The 18,255-nt window shown below is 71.9% G+C and carries 23 protein-coding genes; 6 read left to right on the top strand and 17 right to left on the bottom strand.

All coding sequences use genetic code 11. The features are described from left to right. Positions 1 to 59: 59 nt before the first annotated feature. The 9 genes from trpA to hisI all read right to left on the bottom strand — a co-directional run bounded on the left by trpA (position 60) and on the right by hisI (position 6,855). On the bottom strand, positions 60 to 878 hold the full coding sequence (gene trpA / locus OO68_RS23155) for a tryptophan synthase subunit alpha (protein ID WP_033310544.1): 819 nt from the start codon (positions 876 to 878) through the stop codon (positions 60 to 62). Further along, the gene (gene trpB / locus OO68_RS23150; RefSeq protein ID WP_033310543.1) at positions 875 to 2,158 is read right to left on the bottom strand and encodes a tryptophan synthase subunit beta; all 1,284 of its coding nucleotides are present in this window, start codon (positions 2,156 to 2,158) and stop codon (positions 875 to 877) included. Before trpB ends, trpA begins: the two co-directional genes overlap by 4 nt. Before the next feature lie 77 nt (positions 2,159 to 2,235). Next, positions 2,236 to 2,433, bottom strand: a complete 198-nt coding sequence (trpM, locus tag OO68_RS23145; protein ID WP_033310542.1) for a tryptophan biosynthesis modulator TrpM — start codon at positions 2,431 to 2,433, stop codon at positions 2,236 to 2,238. A gap of 21 nt (positions 2,434 to 2,454) precedes the next feature. Next, entirely contained in the window at positions 2,455 to 3,264 is an 810-nt protein-coding gene (gene trpC, locus OO68_RS23140; protein WP_030848367.1) for an indole-3-glycerol phosphate synthase TrpC, read from the bottom strand. Positions 3,265 to 3,404: 140 nt separating this feature from the next. Further along, the gene (locus OO68_RS23135) at positions 3,405 to 3,839 is read right to left on the bottom strand and encodes a DUF2752 domain-containing protein (RefSeq protein ID WP_033310541.1); all 435 of its coding nucleotides are present in this window, start codon (positions 3,837 to 3,839) and stop codon (positions 3,405 to 3,407) included. Between the two features lie 82 nt (positions 3,840 to 3,921). Then, positions 3,922 to 4,173, bottom strand: coding sequence for an HGxxPAAW family protein (locus tag OO68_RS23130; protein ID WP_033310540.1), 252 nt, complete (start codon positions 4,171 to 4,173; stop codon positions 3,922 to 3,924). Between the two features lie 119 nt (positions 4,174 to 4,292). Continuing rightward, entirely contained in the window at positions 4,293 to 4,934 is a 642-nt protein-coding gene (locus OO68_RS23125) for a TIGR02234 family membrane protein (RefSeq protein ID WP_033310538.1), read from the bottom strand. Between the two features lie 41 nt (positions 4,935 to 4,975). Beyond that, the gene (locus OO68_RS23120) at positions 4,976 to 6,457 is read right to left on the bottom strand and encodes an anthranilate synthase component I (RefSeq protein ID WP_033310536.1); all 1,482 of its coding nucleotides are present in this window, start codon (positions 6,455 to 6,457) and stop codon (positions 4,976 to 4,978) included. A gap of 11 nt (positions 6,458 to 6,468) precedes the next feature. Next, positions 6,469 to 6,855 carry a phosphoribosyl-AMP cyclohydrolase gene (hisI, locus tag OO68_RS23115; protein WP_033311002.1) on the bottom strand — a complete coding sequence of 129 codons (387 nt, stop codon included), beginning with the start codon at positions 6,853 to 6,855 and terminating at the stop codon, positions 6,469 to 6,471. Positions 6,856 to 6,939: 84 nt separating this feature from the next. Between hisI and OO68_RS23110 the strand changes: the two genes are divergently transcribed. Next, positions 6,940 to 7,575, top strand: a complete 636-nt coding sequence (locus tag OO68_RS23110) for a TIGR03085 family metal-binding protein (RefSeq protein ID WP_033310534.1) — start codon at positions 6,940 to 6,942, stop codon at positions 7,573 to 7,575. Positions 7,576 to 7,595: 20 nt separating this feature from the next. Here the strand turns inward: OO68_RS23110 and hisF are convergent, their stop codons facing one another. From hisF to hisD, 8 genes are read right to left on the bottom strand one after another with little or no spacing between them, the layout of a single operon-like run. Beyond that, a complete protein-coding gene (hisF, locus tag OO68_RS23105; RefSeq protein ID WP_033310532.1) occupies positions 7,596 to 8,351 on the bottom strand; it encodes an imidazole glycerol phosphate synthase subunit HisF in 756 nt (251 codons plus the stop codon). 13 nt (positions 8,352 to 8,364) lie between these two features. Next, the gene (locus OO68_RS23100; protein WP_033310530.1) at positions 8,365 to 8,766 is read right to left on the bottom strand and encodes a RidA family protein; all 402 of its coding nucleotides are present in this window, start codon (positions 8,764 to 8,766) and stop codon (positions 8,365 to 8,367) included. Then, positions 8,763 to 9,488 carry a bifunctional 1-(5-phosphoribosyl)-5-((5-phosphoribosylamino)methylideneamino)imidazole-4-carboxamide isomerase/phosphoribosylanthranilate isomerase PriA gene (priA, locus tag OO68_RS23095; RefSeq protein ID WP_033310528.1) on the bottom strand — a complete coding sequence of 242 codons (726 nt, stop codon included), beginning with the start codon at positions 9,486 to 9,488 and terminating at the stop codon, positions 8,763 to 8,765. Before priA ends, OO68_RS23100 begins: the two co-directional genes overlap by 4 nt. Continuing rightward, entirely contained in the window at positions 9,485 to 10,126 is a 642-nt protein-coding gene (gene hisH / locus OO68_RS23090) for an imidazole glycerol phosphate synthase subunit HisH (RefSeq protein ID WP_106974402.1), read from the bottom strand. Before hisH ends, priA begins: the two co-directional genes overlap by 4 nt. Before the next feature lie 8 nt (positions 10,127 to 10,134). After that, entirely contained in the window at positions 10,135 to 10,299 is a 165-nt protein-coding gene (locus tag OO68_RS46910; RefSeq protein ID WP_033310524.1) for a CG2302 family histidine operon protein, read from the bottom strand. Beyond that, positions 10,296 to 10,889: an imidazoleglycerol-phosphate dehydratase HisB gene (gene hisB, locus OO68_RS23080; protein ID WP_031107372.1), complete on the bottom strand. Its 594-nt coding sequence runs from the start codon at positions 10,887 to 10,889 to the stop codon at positions 10,296 to 10,298. The genes OO68_RS46910 and hisB overlap by 4 nt, the downstream gene beginning before the upstream one ends. Further along, positions 10,886 to 11,998 carry a histidinol-phosphate transaminase gene (locus OO68_RS23075; protein WP_033310521.1) on the bottom strand — a complete coding sequence of 371 codons (1,113 nt, stop codon included), beginning with the start codon at positions 11,996 to 11,998 and terminating at the stop codon, positions 10,886 to 10,888. Before OO68_RS23075 ends, hisB begins: the two co-directional genes overlap by 4 nt. Next, complete coding sequence (hisD, locus tag OO68_RS23070) at positions 11,995 to 13,320, bottom strand: histidinol dehydrogenase (RefSeq protein ID WP_033310519.1); 1,326 nt, start codon at positions 13,318 to 13,320, stop codon at positions 11,995 to 11,997. The genes OO68_RS23075 and hisD overlap by 4 nt, the downstream gene beginning before the upstream one ends. 178 nt (positions 13,321 to 13,498) lie before the next feature. Here hisD and OO68_RS23065 point away from each other — a divergent pair, with 178 nt between their 5' ends. The 5 genes from OO68_RS23065 (at position 13,499) to ybaK (ending at position 18,129) form a co-directional block, all read left to right on the top strand. After that, positions 13,499 to 15,076, top strand: a complete 1,578-nt coding sequence (locus tag OO68_RS23065) for an oxidoreductase (RefSeq protein WP_033310517.1) — start codon at positions 13,499 to 13,501, stop codon at positions 15,074 to 15,076. 121 nt (positions 15,077 to 15,197) lie between these two features. Then, a complete protein-coding gene (locus OO68_RS23060; protein WP_051814776.1) occupies positions 15,198 to 16,229 on the top strand; it encodes a hypothetical protein in 1,032 nt (343 codons plus the stop codon). Between the two features lie 11 nt (positions 16,230 to 16,240). Further along, the gene (locus OO68_RS23055; protein ID WP_033310515.1) at positions 16,241 to 16,981 is read left to right on the top strand and encodes an LON peptidase substrate-binding domain-containing protein; all 741 of its coding nucleotides are present in this window, start codon (positions 16,241 to 16,243) and stop codon (positions 16,979 to 16,981) included. Between the two features lie 172 nt (positions 16,982 to 17,153). Further along, positions 17,154 to 17,540, top strand: coding sequence for a hypothetical protein (locus OO68_RS23050; RefSeq protein ID WP_033310513.1), 387 nt, complete (start codon positions 17,154 to 17,156; stop codon positions 17,538 to 17,540). Between the two features lie 91 nt (positions 17,541 to 17,631). Further along, entirely contained in the window at positions 17,632 to 18,129 is a 498-nt protein-coding gene (gene ybaK, locus OO68_RS23045; protein WP_033310511.1) for a Cys-tRNA(Pro) deacylase, read from the top strand. The last annotated feature ends 126 nt before the right edge of the window (positions 18,130 to 18,255 follow it).

Here is an 18,255-nt window from a genome sequence, read left to right as displayed (position 1 = left end):
CCGCGCCTCCCCGGCCTCAGGTCCACCCGTACGAGGGACCTGTATGACTTCCGGTGTTCTTACGCCCGTCCGCGCACGCCCCGGGCGAGATCGCCGGCGAGGACCCGCACGGCCTCCACACCGGCCGCGTCGTCCGGGGCGTCCAGCATCGCCTTGACGAAGGCCGAGCCGACGATCACGCCGTCGGCGAAGCGCGCGACCTCGGCGGCCTGGGCGGGGTTGGAGACGCCGAGCCCGACGCAGACCGGCAGGTCCGTCCCCGTGGCCCGGGTGCGTTCCACCAGGTCCTGGGCCTGCGAGCTGACGCTGGCCCGGGTGCCGGTGACACCCATGAGGGAGGCGGCGTAGACGAAGCCCCTGCCCGCCGCGGTGATCTGCGCGAGCCGCTCGTCCTTGCTGCTGGGCGCGACGACGAAGACGGTGGCGAGATCGTGCTTCTCCGCGTGCTCCCTCCACAGGGCCGACTCCTGCACGGGCAGGTCGGGCAGGATGCACCCGGCGCCGCCCGCCTCGGCGAGCTCGGCGGTGAACCGCTCGACGCCGTAGCGGTCGATGGGGTTCCAGTACGTCATGACGAGGATGGGCTTGCCGGTGGCGGCGTGCGCCTCGCGGACCGTGCGCATCACGTCGGCGATCTTGACGCCGCCGCGCAAGGCGATGTCGTCGGCGGTCTGGATGACCGGGCCGTCGAGGACGGGGTCGCTGTGCGGCAGGCCCACCTCGACGACGTCGGCGCCGCCGTCGATGACGGCCTTGATCGCCTCGATGCCGCCGTCCACGGTCGGGAACCCGGCCGGGAGGTAGGCGATGAGGGCGGAGCGCCCTTCGGACTTCGCCGCGGCGAGGGTGTCGCTCAACAGACGGATGTTGCCGCTCACTTGGCGTCCCCCTCGATCTCGGCGGTGCCGGAGGCGTCCTCGGCGACCTCGGCGTCGGTGTCGTACAGGCCGAAGTAGCGCGCGGCGGTGTCCATGTCCTTGTCGCCGCGGCCGGACAGGTTGACCACGATCAGCCCGTCCTTGCCCAGCTCCTTGCCGACCTCCAGAGCCCCGGCCAGCGCGTGGGCGCTCTCGATGGCCGGGATGATGCCCTCGGTGCGCGACAGCAGGCGCAGGGCCTGCATCGCCGCGTCGTCGGTGACCGCCCGGTACTCGCCGCGGCCGGAGTCCTTCAGGTACGAGTGCTCCGGGCCGATGCCCGGGTAGTCCAGACCGGCCGAGATCGAGTACGGCTCGGTGATCTGGCCCTCCTCGTCCTGGAGGACGTACGACCGGGAGCCGTGCAGGATGCCGGGCTCGCCGGCGGTGAGGGTCGCGGCGTGCTCCCCGGTCTCGACGCCGTGCCCGGCCGGCTCGCAGCCGATGAGGCGGACGCCGGTGTCCGGGATGAAGGCGTGGAAGAGGCCGATGGCGTTGGACCCGCCGCCGACACAGGCGACGGCCGCGTCGGGCAGGCGTCCGGCGCGCTCCAGGAGCTGGCGGCGGGCCTCGACGCCGATGACCCGGTGGAAGTCGCGGACCATCGCCGGGAAGGGGTGCGGTCCGGCGACGGTGCCGAAGAGGTAGTGGGTGTGGTCGACGTTGGCGACCCAGTCGCGGAAGGCCTCGTTGATGGCGTCCTTCAGCGTGCGGCTGCCGGACTTCACGGCGATGACCTCGGCGCCGAGCATGCGCATACGGGCCACGTTGAGGGCCTGGCGCTGGGTGTCGATCTCGCCCATGTAGATCGTGCAGTCGAGGCCGAAGAGCGCGCAGGCGGTGGCCGTGGCGACGCCGTGCTGGCCTGCGCCCGTCTCGGCGATGACCCGGGTCTTGCCCATGCGCCGGGTGAGCAGGGCCTGGCCGAGGACGTTGTTGATCTTGTGGGAGCCGGTGTGGTTGAGGTCCTCGCGCTTGAGAAAAACGCGGGCGCCTCCGGCGTGTTCGGCGAAACGGGGTACTTCCGTCAGCGCCGAGGGGCGGCCGGTGTAGTTGACCAGGAGGTCGTCGAGTTCCCTGGCGAACTCGGGGTCGTGCTTGGCCTTGTCGTACTCGACGGCCACCTCGTCGACGGCGGCCACGAGGGCCTCCGGGATGAACTTGCCGCCGAACGCCCCGAAGTAGCCTTCGGGGCTTGGTGTTTGACCCTCGGGGTCGGGGATGAAGAACTGGCTGGGCATGCGTGTACCTCACGGTGAGTGTGTGTGGAATGCACTAGTCGCCGTGGGGGCGGGGATCCATGGTCGGCCGCGGGCCGTCAGTGGCTGATCGCGCAGTTCCCCGCGCCCCTGAAGGGGCGCTGCCATCGCATGCCGTTGACCTGGCCGGGCTCGTCACCGATGACGTACCGGACGCGGCGGCCGTGGACACGGCGCGCGGGCGCACGGCAGCCGCGGGGGCGGCAGCCGCGCGCGAGGCGGGCGTACCGGTCCACGGTCGTCAGGGTGGCAGTCATCGGGGCAAGCCTAGCGGGTGATCAGCTCCGGCCGTGCCGGAGTGCGGGGTGCTCGCCGGCCGCCACGAGGTCCGAGACCGCCGTCCTCGGGTCCTTGCCGGTGACGAGGGACTCGCCGACCAGCACCGCGTCGGCGCCGGCGTTGGCGTAGGCGATGAGGTCGTGCGGGCCGCGGACGCCGGACTCGGCGATCTTGATGATGTGGTCGGGGATCTCCGGCGCCACCCGCTCGAAGGTGCCGCGGTCGACCTCCAGGGTCTTGAGGTTGCGCGCGTTGACACCGATCACGCGGGCGCCGGCGTCGACCGCGCGCTCGACCTCGTCCTCGTCGTGCACCTCGACGAGCGGCGTGAGCCCGATGGACTCGGCACGCTCGATGAGGGACTCCAGGGCGGGCTGGTCCAGGGCGGCGACGATCAGCAGCACCACGTCGGCACCGTAGGCGCGGGCCTCCCACAGCTGGTACGACGTGACGATGAAGTCCTTGCGCAGGACCGGGATGTCCACCCGGGCGCGGACCGCCTCCAGGTCGGCGAGCGAGCCGCCGAAGCGACGCTCCTCGGTGAGGACGGAGATGACGGCCGCGCCGCCCGCCTCGTAGTCCGCGGCGAGTCCGGCCGGGTCGGCGATCGCGGCCAGCGCGCCCTTGGACGGGCTGGAGCGCTTGACCTCGCAGATGACCTTGACGCCGTCGCCGCGCAGTGCGGCCGCGCCGTCCTTGGCTGCGGGCGCCTTGGCCGCGCGCTCCTTGAGCTCGTCGAGGCTGACGCGCGCCTGCCGCTCCGCGAGGTCGGCACGGACTCCGTCGATGATCTCGTCGAGCACACTCACGCGAGCGGCCCCCTTCCAGACTCTTGACAGTTCCAGCGACCGATCGGCGAACCGATGGTCACTGCGATGGTATCCGCAGCGGGGCGTAGGCCTCGCATCCGGTTGACGCCGGTCCCACTACCTGGACATCAGCCCGTTGATCAAGGATGGAGCCAGCCACCGAAGGGCAGGTTCCGGACAACGGTGAAGACCAGCAGCAACGCTCCGAGGCTCCACACCAGCCCCGGACGGGGGTCGATCCGCAGCGGCCGCCCGCGGACCGCGTGCACCACCCAGACGGTCCACAGCACGGCGAACCCCAGATAGCCGAGGGTGGCGAGGGCATTGGCGTGCAGCGCCGTCAGGAGGTCCCCGTGGACGAAGGCGTGCGCACTGCGCAGGCCGCCGCAGCCGGGGCAGTAGAGGCCGGTGTAGCGCAGCAGCGGGCAGGCGGGGTAGTGGCCGGGTTCGTTGGGGTCCACCGTGCCGACGTAGGCGAAGGCGGCGGCGACGGCCGCGAGCACCCCGGCGGGGACGGCCAGGCGGCTGGGGGCGCTCGGCGTCACCCTTCGGCTCTCGGCGTTCACGGTATGCATTGTGCCCCGCACACGCGTGAGGGGCGGTTCCGGCACCCCCGTGCCGGCCGCCCCTCACGTGAGGACGTGGTGTGGCTCGGAGTCAGCTCCCGGCGCCGGCCGGCTCGCGGTCGCCCGTCATCTGGTGCGGCTGGTGCGCTTCCCTGGGCTGGCCGAGGCCCATCATCCGCATGATGCCGCCGACGACACCGCCGAGCAGCACGACCACCATGCCGGCCCAGAAGCCCACCGGCTGGTCCATCACCATGAACGCGCCCGAGACGCAGAAACCGATGAAGACGATCGTGACACCGGTCCAGGCGGCCGGGGTGTGACCGTGGCTGCTGCCCGCCATTGCTTGCTCCTCGTTGCTGTGTGCGTGTCTGAGCAGGACGCTCGGCCTCATTGTCCCGCACGCGCGCTCGCGCGGTGAGCGGGGGTGCTCCTCCGGCCGGCCAGGTCCCCCGTGTGGGTTCAGGCCCCGGTCGGGTCCTCGCCCCGGTCGAGCGCCTTCCACAGGTCCTCGGGCCGGTCGGGGTCGACGGCGGGGGCCTTGCGGCGCGGCTGCGGCGTGCCGCCCCGCTCGTAGCGGCCGGACATGGCGGGCCACAGCCGGCCGTAGCGCAGGGCGAGCAGCCCGGCCAGGAGGATCAGGACACCGCCGACGACCGCGACGTACGGCCATGCGGTGTGGCTGAGGGTGTCGACGGAGGCCGAGGTGTCGCCGGAGGCCTGGGCGGCCTGCTCGTCGAGCGCGGAGCTGTCGGAGGCGCCGAGCAGGGCCGCGACGACGATGCCGGCGCCGGAGAGCGCCAGCAGCGCGGCGACGGCGAAGCGGCCGGCGCGGCGCACGGCGAAGACGGCGACGAGCGCGGCGAGGCCCACGATGGCGAGCGCCGCGGGCACGCCCGTGACGTCGCTGCCCTTGGCGGTCAGGGGGAAGGCGCCACCGGCCACCGTCGCCGTGCCCTGCGACCACTGCTGCCGGGTGGCGAGCAGCGCCACGGCGGCGCCGAGCGCGCCGCTCAGCAGGGCGACGGCGAGGCTCAGGCGGCCGGCCCGGGCGGGTCCGGGGGCTTCGGAACGGGGGTGAGGTACAGCAGTCACGTACCCCACTATCGCCTGAACCCCGGGCGAACCGTCACCCGGGGTTCATCTCAGCCCTTTCCGAGCCGGTTCGCCGTGTGGACGGCCCGCAGGACCGCGGCCGCCTTGTTGCGGCACTCGGTGTCCTCGGCGACCGGGTCGGAGTCGGCGACGATGCCCGCCCCGGCCTGGACGTAGGCGGTGCCGTCCCGCAGGAGGGCGGTGCGGATGGCGATGGCGGTGTCGGAGTCGCCGGCGAAGTCGAGGTAGCCGACGCAGCCGCCGTACAGCCCGCGCCGGGACGGTTCGAGTTCGTCGATGATCTGCATGGCGCGGGGCTTGGGGGCGCCGGAGAGGGTGCCGGCCGGGAAGCAGGCGGTGAGGACGTCGAAGGCGGTGCGCCCGGCGGCCACGCGGCCCGTCACCGTCGAGACGATGTGCATCACGTGCGAGTACCGCTCGACGGACATGAAGTCCACCACCTCGACCGAGCCGGGCTCGCAGACCCGCCCCAGGTCGTTGCGGCCGAGGTCGACGAGCATGAGGTGCTCGGCGCGCTCCTTGGGGTCGGCGAGCAGCTCCTCGGCGAGGGCCTGGTCCTCCTGGGGCGTGGCGCCGCGCCAGCGGGTGCCGGCGATGGGGTGGACCATGGCCCGGCCGTCCTCGACCTTGACCAGGGCCTCGGGGGACGAGCCGACGACGTCGAACCCGTCGAAGCGGAAGAGGTACATGTACGGGGACGGGTTGGTGGCCCGCAGGACCCGGTAGACGTCCAGCGCGCTCGCCGTGCACGGGGTCTCGAAGCGCTGGGAGGGGACCACCTGGAAGGCCTCGCCGGCCCGGATGCGCTCCTTGATGTCCTCGACGGCCACTTGGAAGTCGGGGCCGCCCCACAGCGCGGTGTACTCGGGGAGCTCGGAGGGCGGCAGGACGGCCGGGGGCTGGGCGACCGGGCGGGAGAGGTCGGCCTCCATGGCGTCGAGGCGGGCGACGGCGTCGGCGTGGGCCTCGTCGACGCCGGTGTCCAGGTCGTTGTGGTTGATCGCGTTGGCGATCAGCAGGACCGAGCCCTCCCAGTGGTCCATGACGGCCAGGTCGCTGGTGAGGAGCATGGTCAGCTCGGGCAGCTTCAGGTCGTCGCGCTCGCCGGGGCCGATCTTCTCCAGACGGCGGACGATGTCGTAGCCGAGGTAGCCGACCATGCCGCCGGTGAAGGGCGGCATGCCCTCCTGATGAGGTGTGTGCAGGGCCTCGATGGTGGCGCGCAGGGCGGCGAGGGGGTCGCCGTCCGTGGGGACGCCGACGGGCGGGACGCCGAGCCAGTGGGCCTGCCCGTCGCGGGCGGTCAGTGTCGCGGCGGACCGCACGCCCACGAAGGAGTACCGGGACCAGGAGCGGCCGTTCTCCGCGGACTCCAGCAGGAAGGTGCCGGGGCGCTCGGCGGCGAGCTTGCGGTAGAGCGCGACCGGGGTGTCGCCGTCGGCCAGGAGCTTGCGGGTGACGGGGATGACCCGCCGGTCGGTGGCGAGCTTGCGGAAGGTCTCGAGGTCCATGGCGGCTGACCTTACTGATCCGTGGCGGAGCCGGCGGAACCGCCGTCCTTGAGCAGCACGTCGGTGTCGAAGCAGGTGCGCGCGCCGGTGTGGCAGGCGGCGCCGACCTGGTCGACCTTGACGAGCACGGTGTCGGCGTCGCAGTCCAGGGCGACGGACTTCACCCACTGGAAGTGGCCGGAGGTGTCGCCCTTGACCCAGTACTCACGGCGGCTGCGGGACCAGTAGGTGCAGCGGCCGGTGGTCAGGGTGCGGTGCAGCGCCTCGTCGTCCATCCAGCCGAGCATGAGCACCTCTCCGGTGTCGTACTGCTGGGCGATGGCGGGCAGGAGGCCGTCGGGGCTGCGCTTGAGGCGCGCGGCGATCTCCGGGTCGAGGCGACTGGGCGTGCTGGTCATGCCGACCATTGTGCCGCGCGCCACTGACGTGCCTGGTGGAGTGTCCACTGGGCGGACCGGGGGGCCGGTCGTAGGCTGGGCCGCATGTCGACCCATGCCAAGCGTGAACGACTCCTTTTCGCCGACCTGTTGGAGACCGCGGGCCCGGACGCGCCGACCCTGTGCGAGGGCTGGACCACCCGGGACCTCGCCGCGCACGTGGTGGTGCGCGAGCGCCGTCCGGACGCCGCCGGCGGGCTGCTGATCAAGCAGCTCGCGCCGCGTCTGGACAAGGTGATGGCGGAGTACACCGACAAGCCGTACGAGGAGCTGATCCAGCTGATCCGTACGGGCCCGCCGCGTTTCTCGCCCTTCTCCCTGAAGCCGGTCGACGAGGCGTCGAACATCATCGAGTTCTACGTCCACACCGAGGACGTGCGCCGCGCCCAGCCCGACTGGTCGCCGCGCGATCTCGACCCGGTGTTCCAGGACGCCCTGTGGTCCCGTCTGGAGCGCACCGCCCGCCTGATGGGCCGCGGGGCCCCGACGGGCCTGGTGCTGCGCCGCCCGGACGGCCAGACGGCGGTCGCGCACCGCGGCACACCGGTGGTCACCGTGACCGGCGAGCCGTCCGAGCTGGTCCTGTTCTCCTACGGCCGGCAGAGCGCGGCCAAGGTCGACCTGGACGGCGACGAGAACGCGATCGCGAAGCTGCACGAGTCCAAGCAGCTCGGCATCTGAGGAAGGCCCGGGAGGGCGGGTCACCGCACCGGGTGACCCGCCCCCCGCAGCGTCTCCTTGACCTGGCCGATCCGCAGGTCCCCGAAGTGGAACACCGACGCGGCCAGCACCGCGTCCGCGCCGGCCTCGACGGCCGGGGGGAAGTCGGTGAGCCGGCCGGCGCCGCCGGAGGCGATGACGGGGACCGTGACGTGCTTCCGTACGGCCCGGATCATCTCCAGGTCGTAGCCGTCCTTGGTGCCGTCGGCGTCCATCGAGTTGAGCAGGATCTCGCCGGCGCCCAGTTCGGCGGCCCGGTGGGCCCATTCGACGGCGTCGATGCCGGTGCCCTTGCGGCCGCCGTGGGTGGTGACCTCGAAGGAGCCCGACTCGGTGCGGCGGGCGTCGACCGACAGGACCAGCACCTGGCGGCCGAAGCGCTCGGCGATCTCGCGGATCAGGTCGGGGCGGGCGATGGCGGCGGTGTTGACGCCGACCTTGTCCGCGCCCGCACGCAGCAGCTTGTCCACGTCCTCGGCGGTGCGCACGCCGCCGCCGACCGTGAGCGGGATGAACACCTGCTCGGCCGTGCGGCGCACGACGTCGTAGGTGGTCTCGCGGTTGCCCGACGAGGCGGTGATGTCCAGGAACGTCAGCTCGTCGGCGCCCTCGGCGTCGTACACCTTGGCCATCTCGACGGGGTCGCCCGCGTCGCGCAGGTTCTGGAAGTTGACGCCCTTGACGACCCGGCCGTTGTCCACGTCCAGGCAGGGGATGACTCGGACCGCCAGGGTCATGAATCGCGCTCCTCTAGTGTTCCTCTGAGGGTGTCCCTCTGAATGCTTCCACTTCCACCGACACCAGGACCCGGGAGTCGATGAAGCCCTGCACGACCAGCAGGGTCGTGACCGGGCGTACGGCGTCGAACATCTCCTTGTGGGCGCGGCCCACCGCGTCGACGTCCCGGGCATGGGCCAGGCACACACGGGTGCGGATCACGGACTCGGGGGTGAGCCCGAACTCGGCGATCGCCTCCAGGGCGGTGGTGAAGGCGACCTTGGCCTGTTCGTACGGGTCGCCCTCGCCGTAGAGCACGTCGCCCTTGAAGGCGGTCGTGCCCGCGACCAGCACGCGGTCGCCCGCCGCGACGGCGCGTGCAAAACCGAAGGACTCTTCCCAGGGACTTCCGCTCTGCACACGCCGTACGGTCATGACGACACAGCCTCCAAGGCCTCTTCCAGGGTGAACGCCTTCGCGTAAAGCGCCTTCCCGACGATGGCGCCCTCGACACCGAGCGGGACGAGGTCGGCGATGGCGCGCAGGTCGTCGAGCGAGGAGACCCCGCCGGAGGCCACGACCGGGCGGTCGGTGGCGGCGCACACGTTGCGCAGCAGTTCCAGGTTGGGGCCCTGGAGCGTGCCGTCCTTGGCGATGTCGGTGACGACGTACCGGGCGCAGCCCTCCTTGTCGAGGCGCGCCAGCGTCTCGTAGAGGTCGCCGCCGTCGCGGGTCCAGCCGCGGCCGCGCAGGGTGGTGCCGCGGACGTCGAGACCGACGGCGATCTGGTCGCCGTGCTCGGCGATGACCTTGGCGACCCACTCCGGGGTCTCCAGGGCGGCCGTGCCCAGGTTGACGCGCTTGCAGCCGGTGGCGAGGGCGGCGGCGAGGGTGTCGTCGTCGCGGATGCCGCCGGACAGCTCCACCTTGATGTCCATGGCGCCGGCGACCTCGGCGATCAGCTCGCGGTTGTTCCCGGTGCCGAAGGCGGCGTCGAGGTCGACCAGGTGCAGCCACTCGGCGCCGGAGCGCTGCCAGGCGAGGGCAGCCTCCAGCGGGGAGCCGTAGGAGGTCTCCGAGCCGGACTCGCCGTGCACCAGGCGGACGGCCTGGCCGTCGCGGACGTCGACGGCGGGGAGGAGTTCGAGCTTGCTCACAGGGTTCCGATCCAGTTGGTGAGGAGCTGGGCTCCGGCGTCGCCGGACTTCTCGGGGTGGAACTGCGTGGCCCACAGGGCGCCGTTCTCGACGGCGGCGACGAACGGCTTGCCGTGCGTGGACCAGGTGACCTTGGGGGCCGTCATCGCCGGGTTGTGCGTTTCCAGCGACCAGTCGTGGACGGCGTAGGAGTGCACGAAGTAGAAGCGGGCGTCCGGGTCGAGGCCGGCGAACAGCTGCGAACCGGGGGCCGCTTCCACGGTGTTCCAGCCCATGTGGGGCACGATCTCGGCCTGGAGCGGCTCGACCGAGCCGGGCCACTCGTCGAGGCCCTCGCTCTCCACGCCGTGCTCGATGCCGCGTGCGAAGAGGATCTGCATGCCGACGCAGATGCCCATGACCGGGCGGCCGCCGGACAGCCGGCGGTCGACGATCCAGTCGCCGCGGGCCTCGCGCAGGCCGGTCATGCAGGAGGCGAAGGCGCCGACGCCGGGCACCAGCAAGCCGTCGGCGTTCAGGGCCTTGTCGTAGTCACGGGTGATCTCCACGTCGGCTCCCGCGCGCGCGAGGGCGCGCTCGGCGGAACGGACGTTGCCGAAGCCGTAGTCGAAGACGACGACCTTTTTCTGCGTCTTCAGGGGGCTGCTCAATTCCACACCTCCAACCTCACGACGCCGGCCACCAGGCACATCGCGGCGCCGATCGACAGCAGCACGATCAGGCCCTTGGGCATCTTCTGCTTGATGAAGGAGTAGATCCCGCCGACGAGGAAGAGACCGACGACGATCAGCAGGGTGGAGATGCCGTTCACAGGGCGCCCTTCGTGGACGGGAGGATGCCGGCCGCGCGCGGGTCGCGCTCGGAGGCGTAGCGCAGGGCCCGGGCGAGCGCCTTGAACTGGCACTCCACGATGTGGTGCGCGTTGCGTCCGTAGGGCACGTGCACGTGCAGCGCGATCTGCGCCTGGGCCACGAAGGACTCCAGGATGTGCCGGGTCATGGTGGTGTCGTACTCGCCGATCATCGGCGCCATCTTCTCGGGCTCGGTGTGCACGAGGTAGGGGCGGCCTGACAGGTCGACGGTGACCTGGGCGAGGGACTCGTCCAGCGGGACCGTGCAGTTGCCGAAGCGGTAGATGCCGACCTTGTCGCCGAGGGCCTGCTTGAAGGCGGCGCCGAGGGCGAGGGCGGTGTCCTCGATGGTGTGGTGCGAGTCGATGTGCAGGTCGCCCTCGGTCTTCACGGTGAGGTCGAACAGACCGTGGCGGCCGAGCTGGTCGAGCATGTGGTCGTAGAAGCCGACGCCGGTCTTGATGTCGGTCTTGCCGGTGCCGTCGAGGTCGATCTCGACGAGAACCGAGGTCTCCTTGGTCACCCGCTCTGTGCGGCCTACGCGGCTCATGCGCTCTGCTCCTTCTTCAGTTCACGGACCGCGTCGAGGAACGCGTCGTTCTCTTCGGGGGTTCCGGCGGTGACCCTCAGCCAGCCGGGCACGCCGTTGTCCCGGACCAGGACGCCCCGGTCGAGGATCTTCTGCCAGGTCTCGTGGGAGTCCTCGAACCGGCCGAACTGTACGAAGTTCGCGTCCGACGCGGTCACCTCGTAGCCGATCGCGAGCAGTTCGGTGACCAGGCGGTCCCGTTCGGCCTTGAGCTGCTCGACGTAGCCCAGCAGGGTGCCGGTGTGCTCCAGGGCGGCCAGGGCGGTCGCCTGGGTCACGGCCGACAGGTGGTAGGGCAGCCGGACCAGCTGGACGGCGTCGACGACGGCCGGGTGTGCCGCGAGGTAGCCGAGGCGCAGGCCCGCCGCGCCGAACGCCTTCGACATGGTGCGGGAGACGACGAGGTTCGGGCGGCCCTCGATCAGCGGCAGCAGCGAGTCGCCGTGGCTGAACTCGATGTACGCCTCGTCGACGACCACCATCGAGGGCTTCGCCGCCTGTGCGGCCTCGTACAGCGCGAGCACCGTCTCCGGCGGGACGGCGGTGCCCGTGGGGTTGTTGGGGGTGGTGATGAAGACGACGTCCGGCCGGTTCTCGGCGATGGCCTTCTCGGCGGCGGCGAGGTCGATCGTGAAGTCCTCGTTGCGGGGGCCGGAGATCCAGCCGGTGCCCGTCCCTCGCGAGATGAGGCCGTGCATCGAGTACGACGGCTCGAAGCCGATGGCGGTGCGGCCCGGGCCGCCGAAGGTCTGCAGCAGCTGCTGGATGACCTCGTTGGAACCGTTGGCCGCCCAGACGTTGGCCAGGCCGACCTCGTGTCCCGAGGTGTCGGTGAGGTACTCGGCCAGCCGCGTGCGCAGCTCGACCGCGTCCCGGTCCGGGTAGCGGTTGAGATGGCGGGCCGCTTCCCGGACCCGCTCGGCGATGCGTTCGACCAGCGGCTCGGGCAGCGGGTAGGGGTTCTCGTTGGTGTTCAGCCGTACGGGGACGTCCAGCTGGGGCGCGCCGTAGGGGGACTTGCCGCGCAGCTCGTCCCGTACGGGGAGATCGTCGATGCGTACGTCGTTCACTTGCCCGGGGGAACCTTCCAGTCGAACCTCGCCTTGATCGCCGCGCCGTGGGCCGGCAGGTCCTCCGCCTCGGCCAGCGTGACCACGTGGTGCGCGACGTCGGCCAGCGCCTCGCGCGTGTAGTCGACGATGTGGATGCCGCGCAGGAAGGACTGGACGGACAGACCCGAGGAGTGGCAGGCGCAGCCGCCGGTGGGCAGGACGTGGTTGGACCCGGCCGCGTAGTCGCCCAGCGACACGGGCGCCCAGGGGCCGATGAAGATCGCGCCGGCGTTGCGGACGCGGTCGGCCACGGCGGCGGCGTCGGCCGTCTGGATCTCCAGGTGCTCGGCGCCGTACGCGTCGACCACCTTCAGGCCCTCGTCGATGCCGTCGACCAGCACGATCGCGGACTGCCTGCCGGACAGGGCCGGGACGATCCGGTCCTCGACGTGCCGGGTGGCCGCGACCTGCGGCTCCAGTTCCTTCTCGACCGCGTCGGCGAGTTCGACGGAGTCGGTGACCAGGACGGCGGCGGCCAGCGGGTCGTGCTCGGCCTGGCTGATCAGGTCGGAGGCGACGTGCACCGGGTCGGCCGTGTCGTCGGCGAGGACGGCGATCTCGGTCGGGCCGGCCTCGGCGTCGATGCCGATCCGGCCGGTGAAGTAGCGCTTGGCGGCGGCGACCCAGATGTTGCCGGGGCCGGTGACCATGTTCGCGGGCGCGCAGGACTCGGTGCCGTAGGCGAACATCGCGACGGCGGTGGCGCCGCCGGCCGCGTAGACCTCGTCGATGCCGAGCAGCGCGCAGGCGGCGAGGATGGTCGGGTGCGGCAGGCCGCCGGAGTCGGCCTGGGCGGGTGAGGCGAGCGCGACGGACCCGACGCCGGCCTCCTGTGCGGGCACCACGTTCATGATCACGGAGGACGGGTACACGGACCGGCCGCCGGGCGCGTAGAGCCCGACGCGGTCCACCGGCACCCACTTCTCGGTCACGGTCCCGCCGGGCACGACCTGGGTGGTGTGCGTCTTGCGGCGCTGCTCGCGGTGGACGATCCGGGCGCGGCGGATGGACTCCTCCAAGGCCGCGCGCACGGCCGGGTCGAGCTGCTCCAGCGCGCGGGTGAGCGCGGCGGCCGGCACCCGTACCTGGTCGAGCCTGACCCCGTCGAACCGCTCGGCGGCGTCGATCAGCGCCGCGTCGCCCCGATGATGCACGTCCTCACAGATCGGCCGCACCTTCTCCAGGGCGGCCGCAACGTCGAAGTCGGCTCGGGGCAGCAGGTCGCGCAGGGCGGGGCCCTCGGGAAGGGCGTCGCCACGCAGGTCGATTCGGGAGATCACGTGCTCAATTCTCTCAGAACCCGGTGAGGCGTTGTTCGCGCGTATCAATGGCTGATACAGAACGCCGCCGGACGGCGGAAGATCACCTTCACGTGGTGTGTTCGGGAGGTCACCCAGCGGGCATGAACAGGCGTACGAGGGAAGTGACCCGCGAGTACCTGGGGAGGATGGAAGAGCTGTGACCGAGGGGGCCGGCGTCCGTGCCGGGGATGTGCCCGACGATCTGACCGCGACCGAGGCCGGCATGTGGCAGGCCTTCCGCAACGGCACCGTGTACGACCTGAGCAGCGGCGACGCCCTGGAGGACGATCCGCACGGCGGCCGTCCGTGGGGCGAGGAGCGGACCGTCCGGGCCCGGATCGTGTGCTGGCTGCTCCTCGACGGCCCGCCCGCCCTGGCCGGCCGCGTGTCGTCGCTGAAGCTGATAGGCGTACAGGTCAGCGGCTCACTGGACCTCGCGGGCGGCACCGTGGTGCCGTACGTCGAGATGCGCCGGTGCCGGTTCGAGCAGGACGTGCTGCTGCCGGAGGCCCGCTTCACCACCCTGCGGATGGTGGACTGCTCGGTGCCGCGGCTGGAGGCGGCCCGGGTGCACACGGAGGGCGATCTCCATCTGCCGCGCTGCCGCTTCCACCACGGCATCCGGCTCACGGACGCCCAGATCGGCACGGACCTGATGCTCAACCAGGCGATCGTGCACCGGGACCACAGCGGCCGGTCGATCGCGGCGGACGGCCTGACCGTCGGCCAGGACTTACAGGCGGAGCTGCTGGAGTCGCACGGTGAGCTGAGCCTGCGCGCCGCCACCGTCGGCGTCTCACTGAGCCTGCGCGGTGCGCGTCTGTCCAATCCCTTCGAGCGGCTCGCGCTGAACGCCCCGCAGCTGACCGTCGAGCGCAGTCTGTACCTGACGCCCGCGGGGGTCGGCGCCCAGGCGATGAGCGGGATGACCCCGGCGCAGGGGACGCGGATCCAGCGCTTCGCCTGCGAGGGCGGGATCCGGCTGGACGACGGCCGGTTCGGTGACGCCGTGGACTTCGAGCGGGCCCGGTTCACCCTCACGGACGACCAGGAGCTGTCGCTGCGCCGGGTGCAGACGCCGGAGCTGCGGTTCCTCGGGGAGCAACCGGCGCGCGGCCGGGTGGTGCTGTCCGGGGCGAAGGTCATCAACCTGATGGACCGGGCGGACGCCTGGCCGGGCCCCGGGCGGCTGCACATGGGCGGCTTCGCCTACGAGAACCTCGTGCCGCGCGGGCCGTTCCCGCTGGCCGAGCGGCTGGACTGGGTGGCCGCGGCGACCGCCGAGTACAACCCGGAGCCGTACGAGCGGCTGGCGGCCGTCCTGCGGACCGGCGGTGAGGACGAGGACGCCCGGGAGGTGCTGCTCGCCAAGCAGCGCCGGCATCGCGAGAGCCTGCCGATGGCGGCCAAGCTCTGGGGATACGCGCAGGACTGGACGGTCGCCTACGGTTACCGGCCGGGCCGGGCCGCGGTGTGGATGGCGGTGCTGTGGGCGGCGGGGTCGTTCGCCTTCGCGCAGGCCGGGCACCCGCCGATGAAGCGGGGCGAGCACCCGGAGTGGAACCCCACGCTCTTCACCCTCGATCTGCTGCTGCCGGTCATCGACCTGGGCCAGGTGGGCTTCTGGCAGCTGCGCGGGGGCTGGCAATGGCTGGCGACGGCGATGATCCTGCTGGGCTGGATCCTGGCGACGACGGTGGCGGCGGGCGCGACACGGCTGCTGCGCCGCAACTGATGGTGCTGGTGTGACCACAGTTATTGAACTGTCACGGTTTTACGTTCTCTTGACCATTGGATGTACAACTTTCCGCAGGTTCCATGAACACTCTGGCGCCGTCATGAGCAGCGGACTTTCAATGGTCGGCACCATGGCAATGCAGCTCCCGTTCATCCGTGCGAGCCGGATGGCAAGGACCTCCCCCCACCTCGTCGGCGATCCGTGCGCCGACGACGAGGTGCTGCTCGACGCGCCCGACGCCCGGCTGAGCCCGGCACTGGTCGCCGCGGCCCGGGGTGACCACGGCCCGGCCGCCTCGCTGCTCCTGGCCACCCGCGTGGCCTCGGAGTGGGAGCGGCGCGACCGGTACGTGACGCGGCTGGCGGCCTTCGCGCGCTCGCGGCCCGAGTGGCTGGACGCCTGGCTGGCCACCGCCCCGCAGGACCCCGACGCGCTGCTGGTCGGGGCCCAGCTGGCGGTGGACCGCGCCTGGCAGTCACCGGCCCGGGCCGAGCTGCTGCGCGAGGTGAGCCCGCTGATCACGGCAGCGGCCCGGGGCGACCAGCGCGACCCGGTGCCGTGGCGGCTCGCGCTCGACCACGCCCGGGGCGCACAGGCCGGGCACACGTACTTCGAGGAGCTGTGGGCGGCGGCCGTCCGCCGTGCCCCGCACCACTACGGGTGCCACGTGGCAGCCCTGCGCTACCTGGCCACCTACTGGCACGGTTCGCACCACGAGTGCTTCGACTTCGCCGACCGGGCCGCCCAGGACGCTCCCGCCGACGCGCTCGTCCAGGCCCTGCCGCTGCGGGCGGCCTTCGGCTACCTCACCGACGACTGCGGGCCCGAGATCCCGCGCGAGCGGCTGGACGCAGCGGCCGACCGGGCGATCGCGCTCTCCCCGCGGCTGCCGGCGGCCGACCCCTGGCCGGCCCGGATGCGCAACCTGCTGATCTTCGTCCTGGTGCGCCTGGAGCGCTGGCCCGACGCCGTCGAGCAGCTGCGCCTGAACGGCCCGTACGCCACCTCCTTCCCCTGGGACCGGGTGTCGGACGACCCCCTCGGACACTTCCTGCGGGTGCGCGAGGACATCCGGGTCGGGGCGGCCGCGAACCCGCCCGGGGATCCACGGAGTGAACGGGGCGGGCGAGTCCGTCCCGGCGACCATTAGGCTTTTGCGTCGTGACCACCGTCCGGCTCCCCCTCTTCCCCCTGAACTCGGTGCTGTTCCCGGGGCTCGTGCTCCCGCTCAACGTCTTCGAGGAGCGGTATCGCGCCATGATGCGCGAGCTGCTGAAGACGCCCGAGGACGAGCCGCGCCGGTTCGCCGTCGTGGCGATCCGCGACGGCCACGAGGTGGCCTCGACCGCGCCCGGCATGCCCGACCCTACGGCCCTGCCCGAGCGGGGACCGGCGGCCGGCTTCGGCCCGGACCCGGTCAAGGCGTTCCACAAGGTGGGCTGCATCGCGGACGCGGCGACGATCCGGGAGCGCACCGACGGCTCCTTCGAGGTGCTGGCGACCGGCACGACCCGGGTGAAGCTGCTGTCCGTCGAGGCGTCCGGGCCCTTCCTGACGGCCGAGCTGGAGCCGCTGGAGGAGGAACCGGGCGACGAGGCCGCGCCGTTGGCCGAAGGGGTGCTGCGGTCCTTCCGCCAGTACCAGAAGCGGCTGGCAGGAGCGCGGGAGCGGTCCCTGGCGACGGGGGCCGAACTGCCGGACGAGCCGGGCGTGGTGTCGTACCTCGTGGCGGCCGCGATGATGCTGGACACCCCCGCCAAGCAGCGTCTGCTCCAGGCCCCCGACACGGCGTCCCGCCTGCGCGACGAGCTGAAGCTCCTTCGCTCCGAGACGGCGATCATCCGCAGTCTGCCGTCGTTGCCGGCGTCGGAGCTGACGCGCGGCCCGATGAGCCTCAACTGAGGGACCGCCACGTCCCGGCGGGGACGAAGAGGACGGTTTCTCGCCTGGGCACAGGGGACGGATCCGGCCACCGGGACGACTGAAAACCTGTGGGGCCTCCGTGATCGATCTGCTTATGATCAAGCCCGACCGGCCATGATCATGGCCATGACTGAATCTAGGGGGATACACAATGAGTCGTGCGCGCGTTCTTGCCGTCGCCGCCGGTGTCGCGATCGGTTCCACGCTCCTGGTCGCGCCCGCGCATGCGGCGCCCGCCGGGGCCCAGGACCGCGTCGAGTGCACCCGCATGAGCAACGGGCAGCTGTGCATATCGCTGAACACGAGCCCCAGCCGCGTCGAGGTCTTCTACACGAAGAAGGCCGGCAGCCAGATCAGGGCGAAGCTGGGCTACCGCACCACCAACGGCGGCAGCACGTACGGACCGACGGAGACCATCTCGACGGGCGACCGGGAAACCCAGACCTGGACCATGAGCTACCGCTGTGACATTGACTGGAAGGGCCTGATCAAGGTCGAGGGCCAGGGGACCTTCGAGACCCCGTGGGCGACCTGCTGACCCAGGCTCAGCAGAACCTCGTGTGCCGCCCCGTCCGGGAACCTCTCCGGGCGGGGCGGTCCGCGTTCCCCGTCTGGAAGGATGCCGCTCCATGGCGAAGAAGTCGAAGAAGCAGCAGTCCGGCGGCACACCCGCGACCGTGGCCCTGACTGCGGCGGGCGTCACCTACACCGTCCACGCCTACGACCACGATCCCGCGCACCCCTCCTACGGCGAGGAGGCCGCCGAGGCGATGGGCGTCTCGCCCGACCGCGTCTTCAAGACCCTGGTCGCGGACGTCGACGGCACGCTGACGGTCGCGGTGGTCCCGGTGGCGGGCCAGCTGGACCTGAAGGCCCTGGCGGCGGCCGTGGGCGGCAAGCGCGCGGCGATGGCCGACCCTGCGCTCGCGGAGCGCACGACGGGCTATGTCCGCGGCGGCATCTCGCCCCTGGGCCAGCGCAAGAAGCTGCCGGCGGTCCTCGACGCCTCGGCCGCCGCGCACGCGACGATCTGCGTGTCGGCGGGCAGGAGGGGCCTGGAGGTGGAGCTCGCTCCGGAGGACCTCCAGAAACTGACGGAGGCGGTCCTCGCGCCCATCGGCCGTTAGGGCCCGTCGCGGGGATCAGGCCCTAGCTGTGCTGTCCCGGGACGTTGGTGACAGGCGACACGCCTTGAGTGGTCCTTGAACGAGGCGAGGGCCTCTGGGTTCGGTGTGGATTGCGAAGTCTGCACC

Source organism: Streptomyces iakyrus, assembly GCF_000717055.1.
Taxonomy (GTDB): Bacteria; Actinomycetota; Actinomycetes; order Streptomycetales; family Streptomycetaceae; genus Streptomyces; species Streptomyces iakyrus.
Note: the sequence above shows the minus strand (reverse complement) of the source record. Positions and strands in the feature narration are given on the sequence as shown.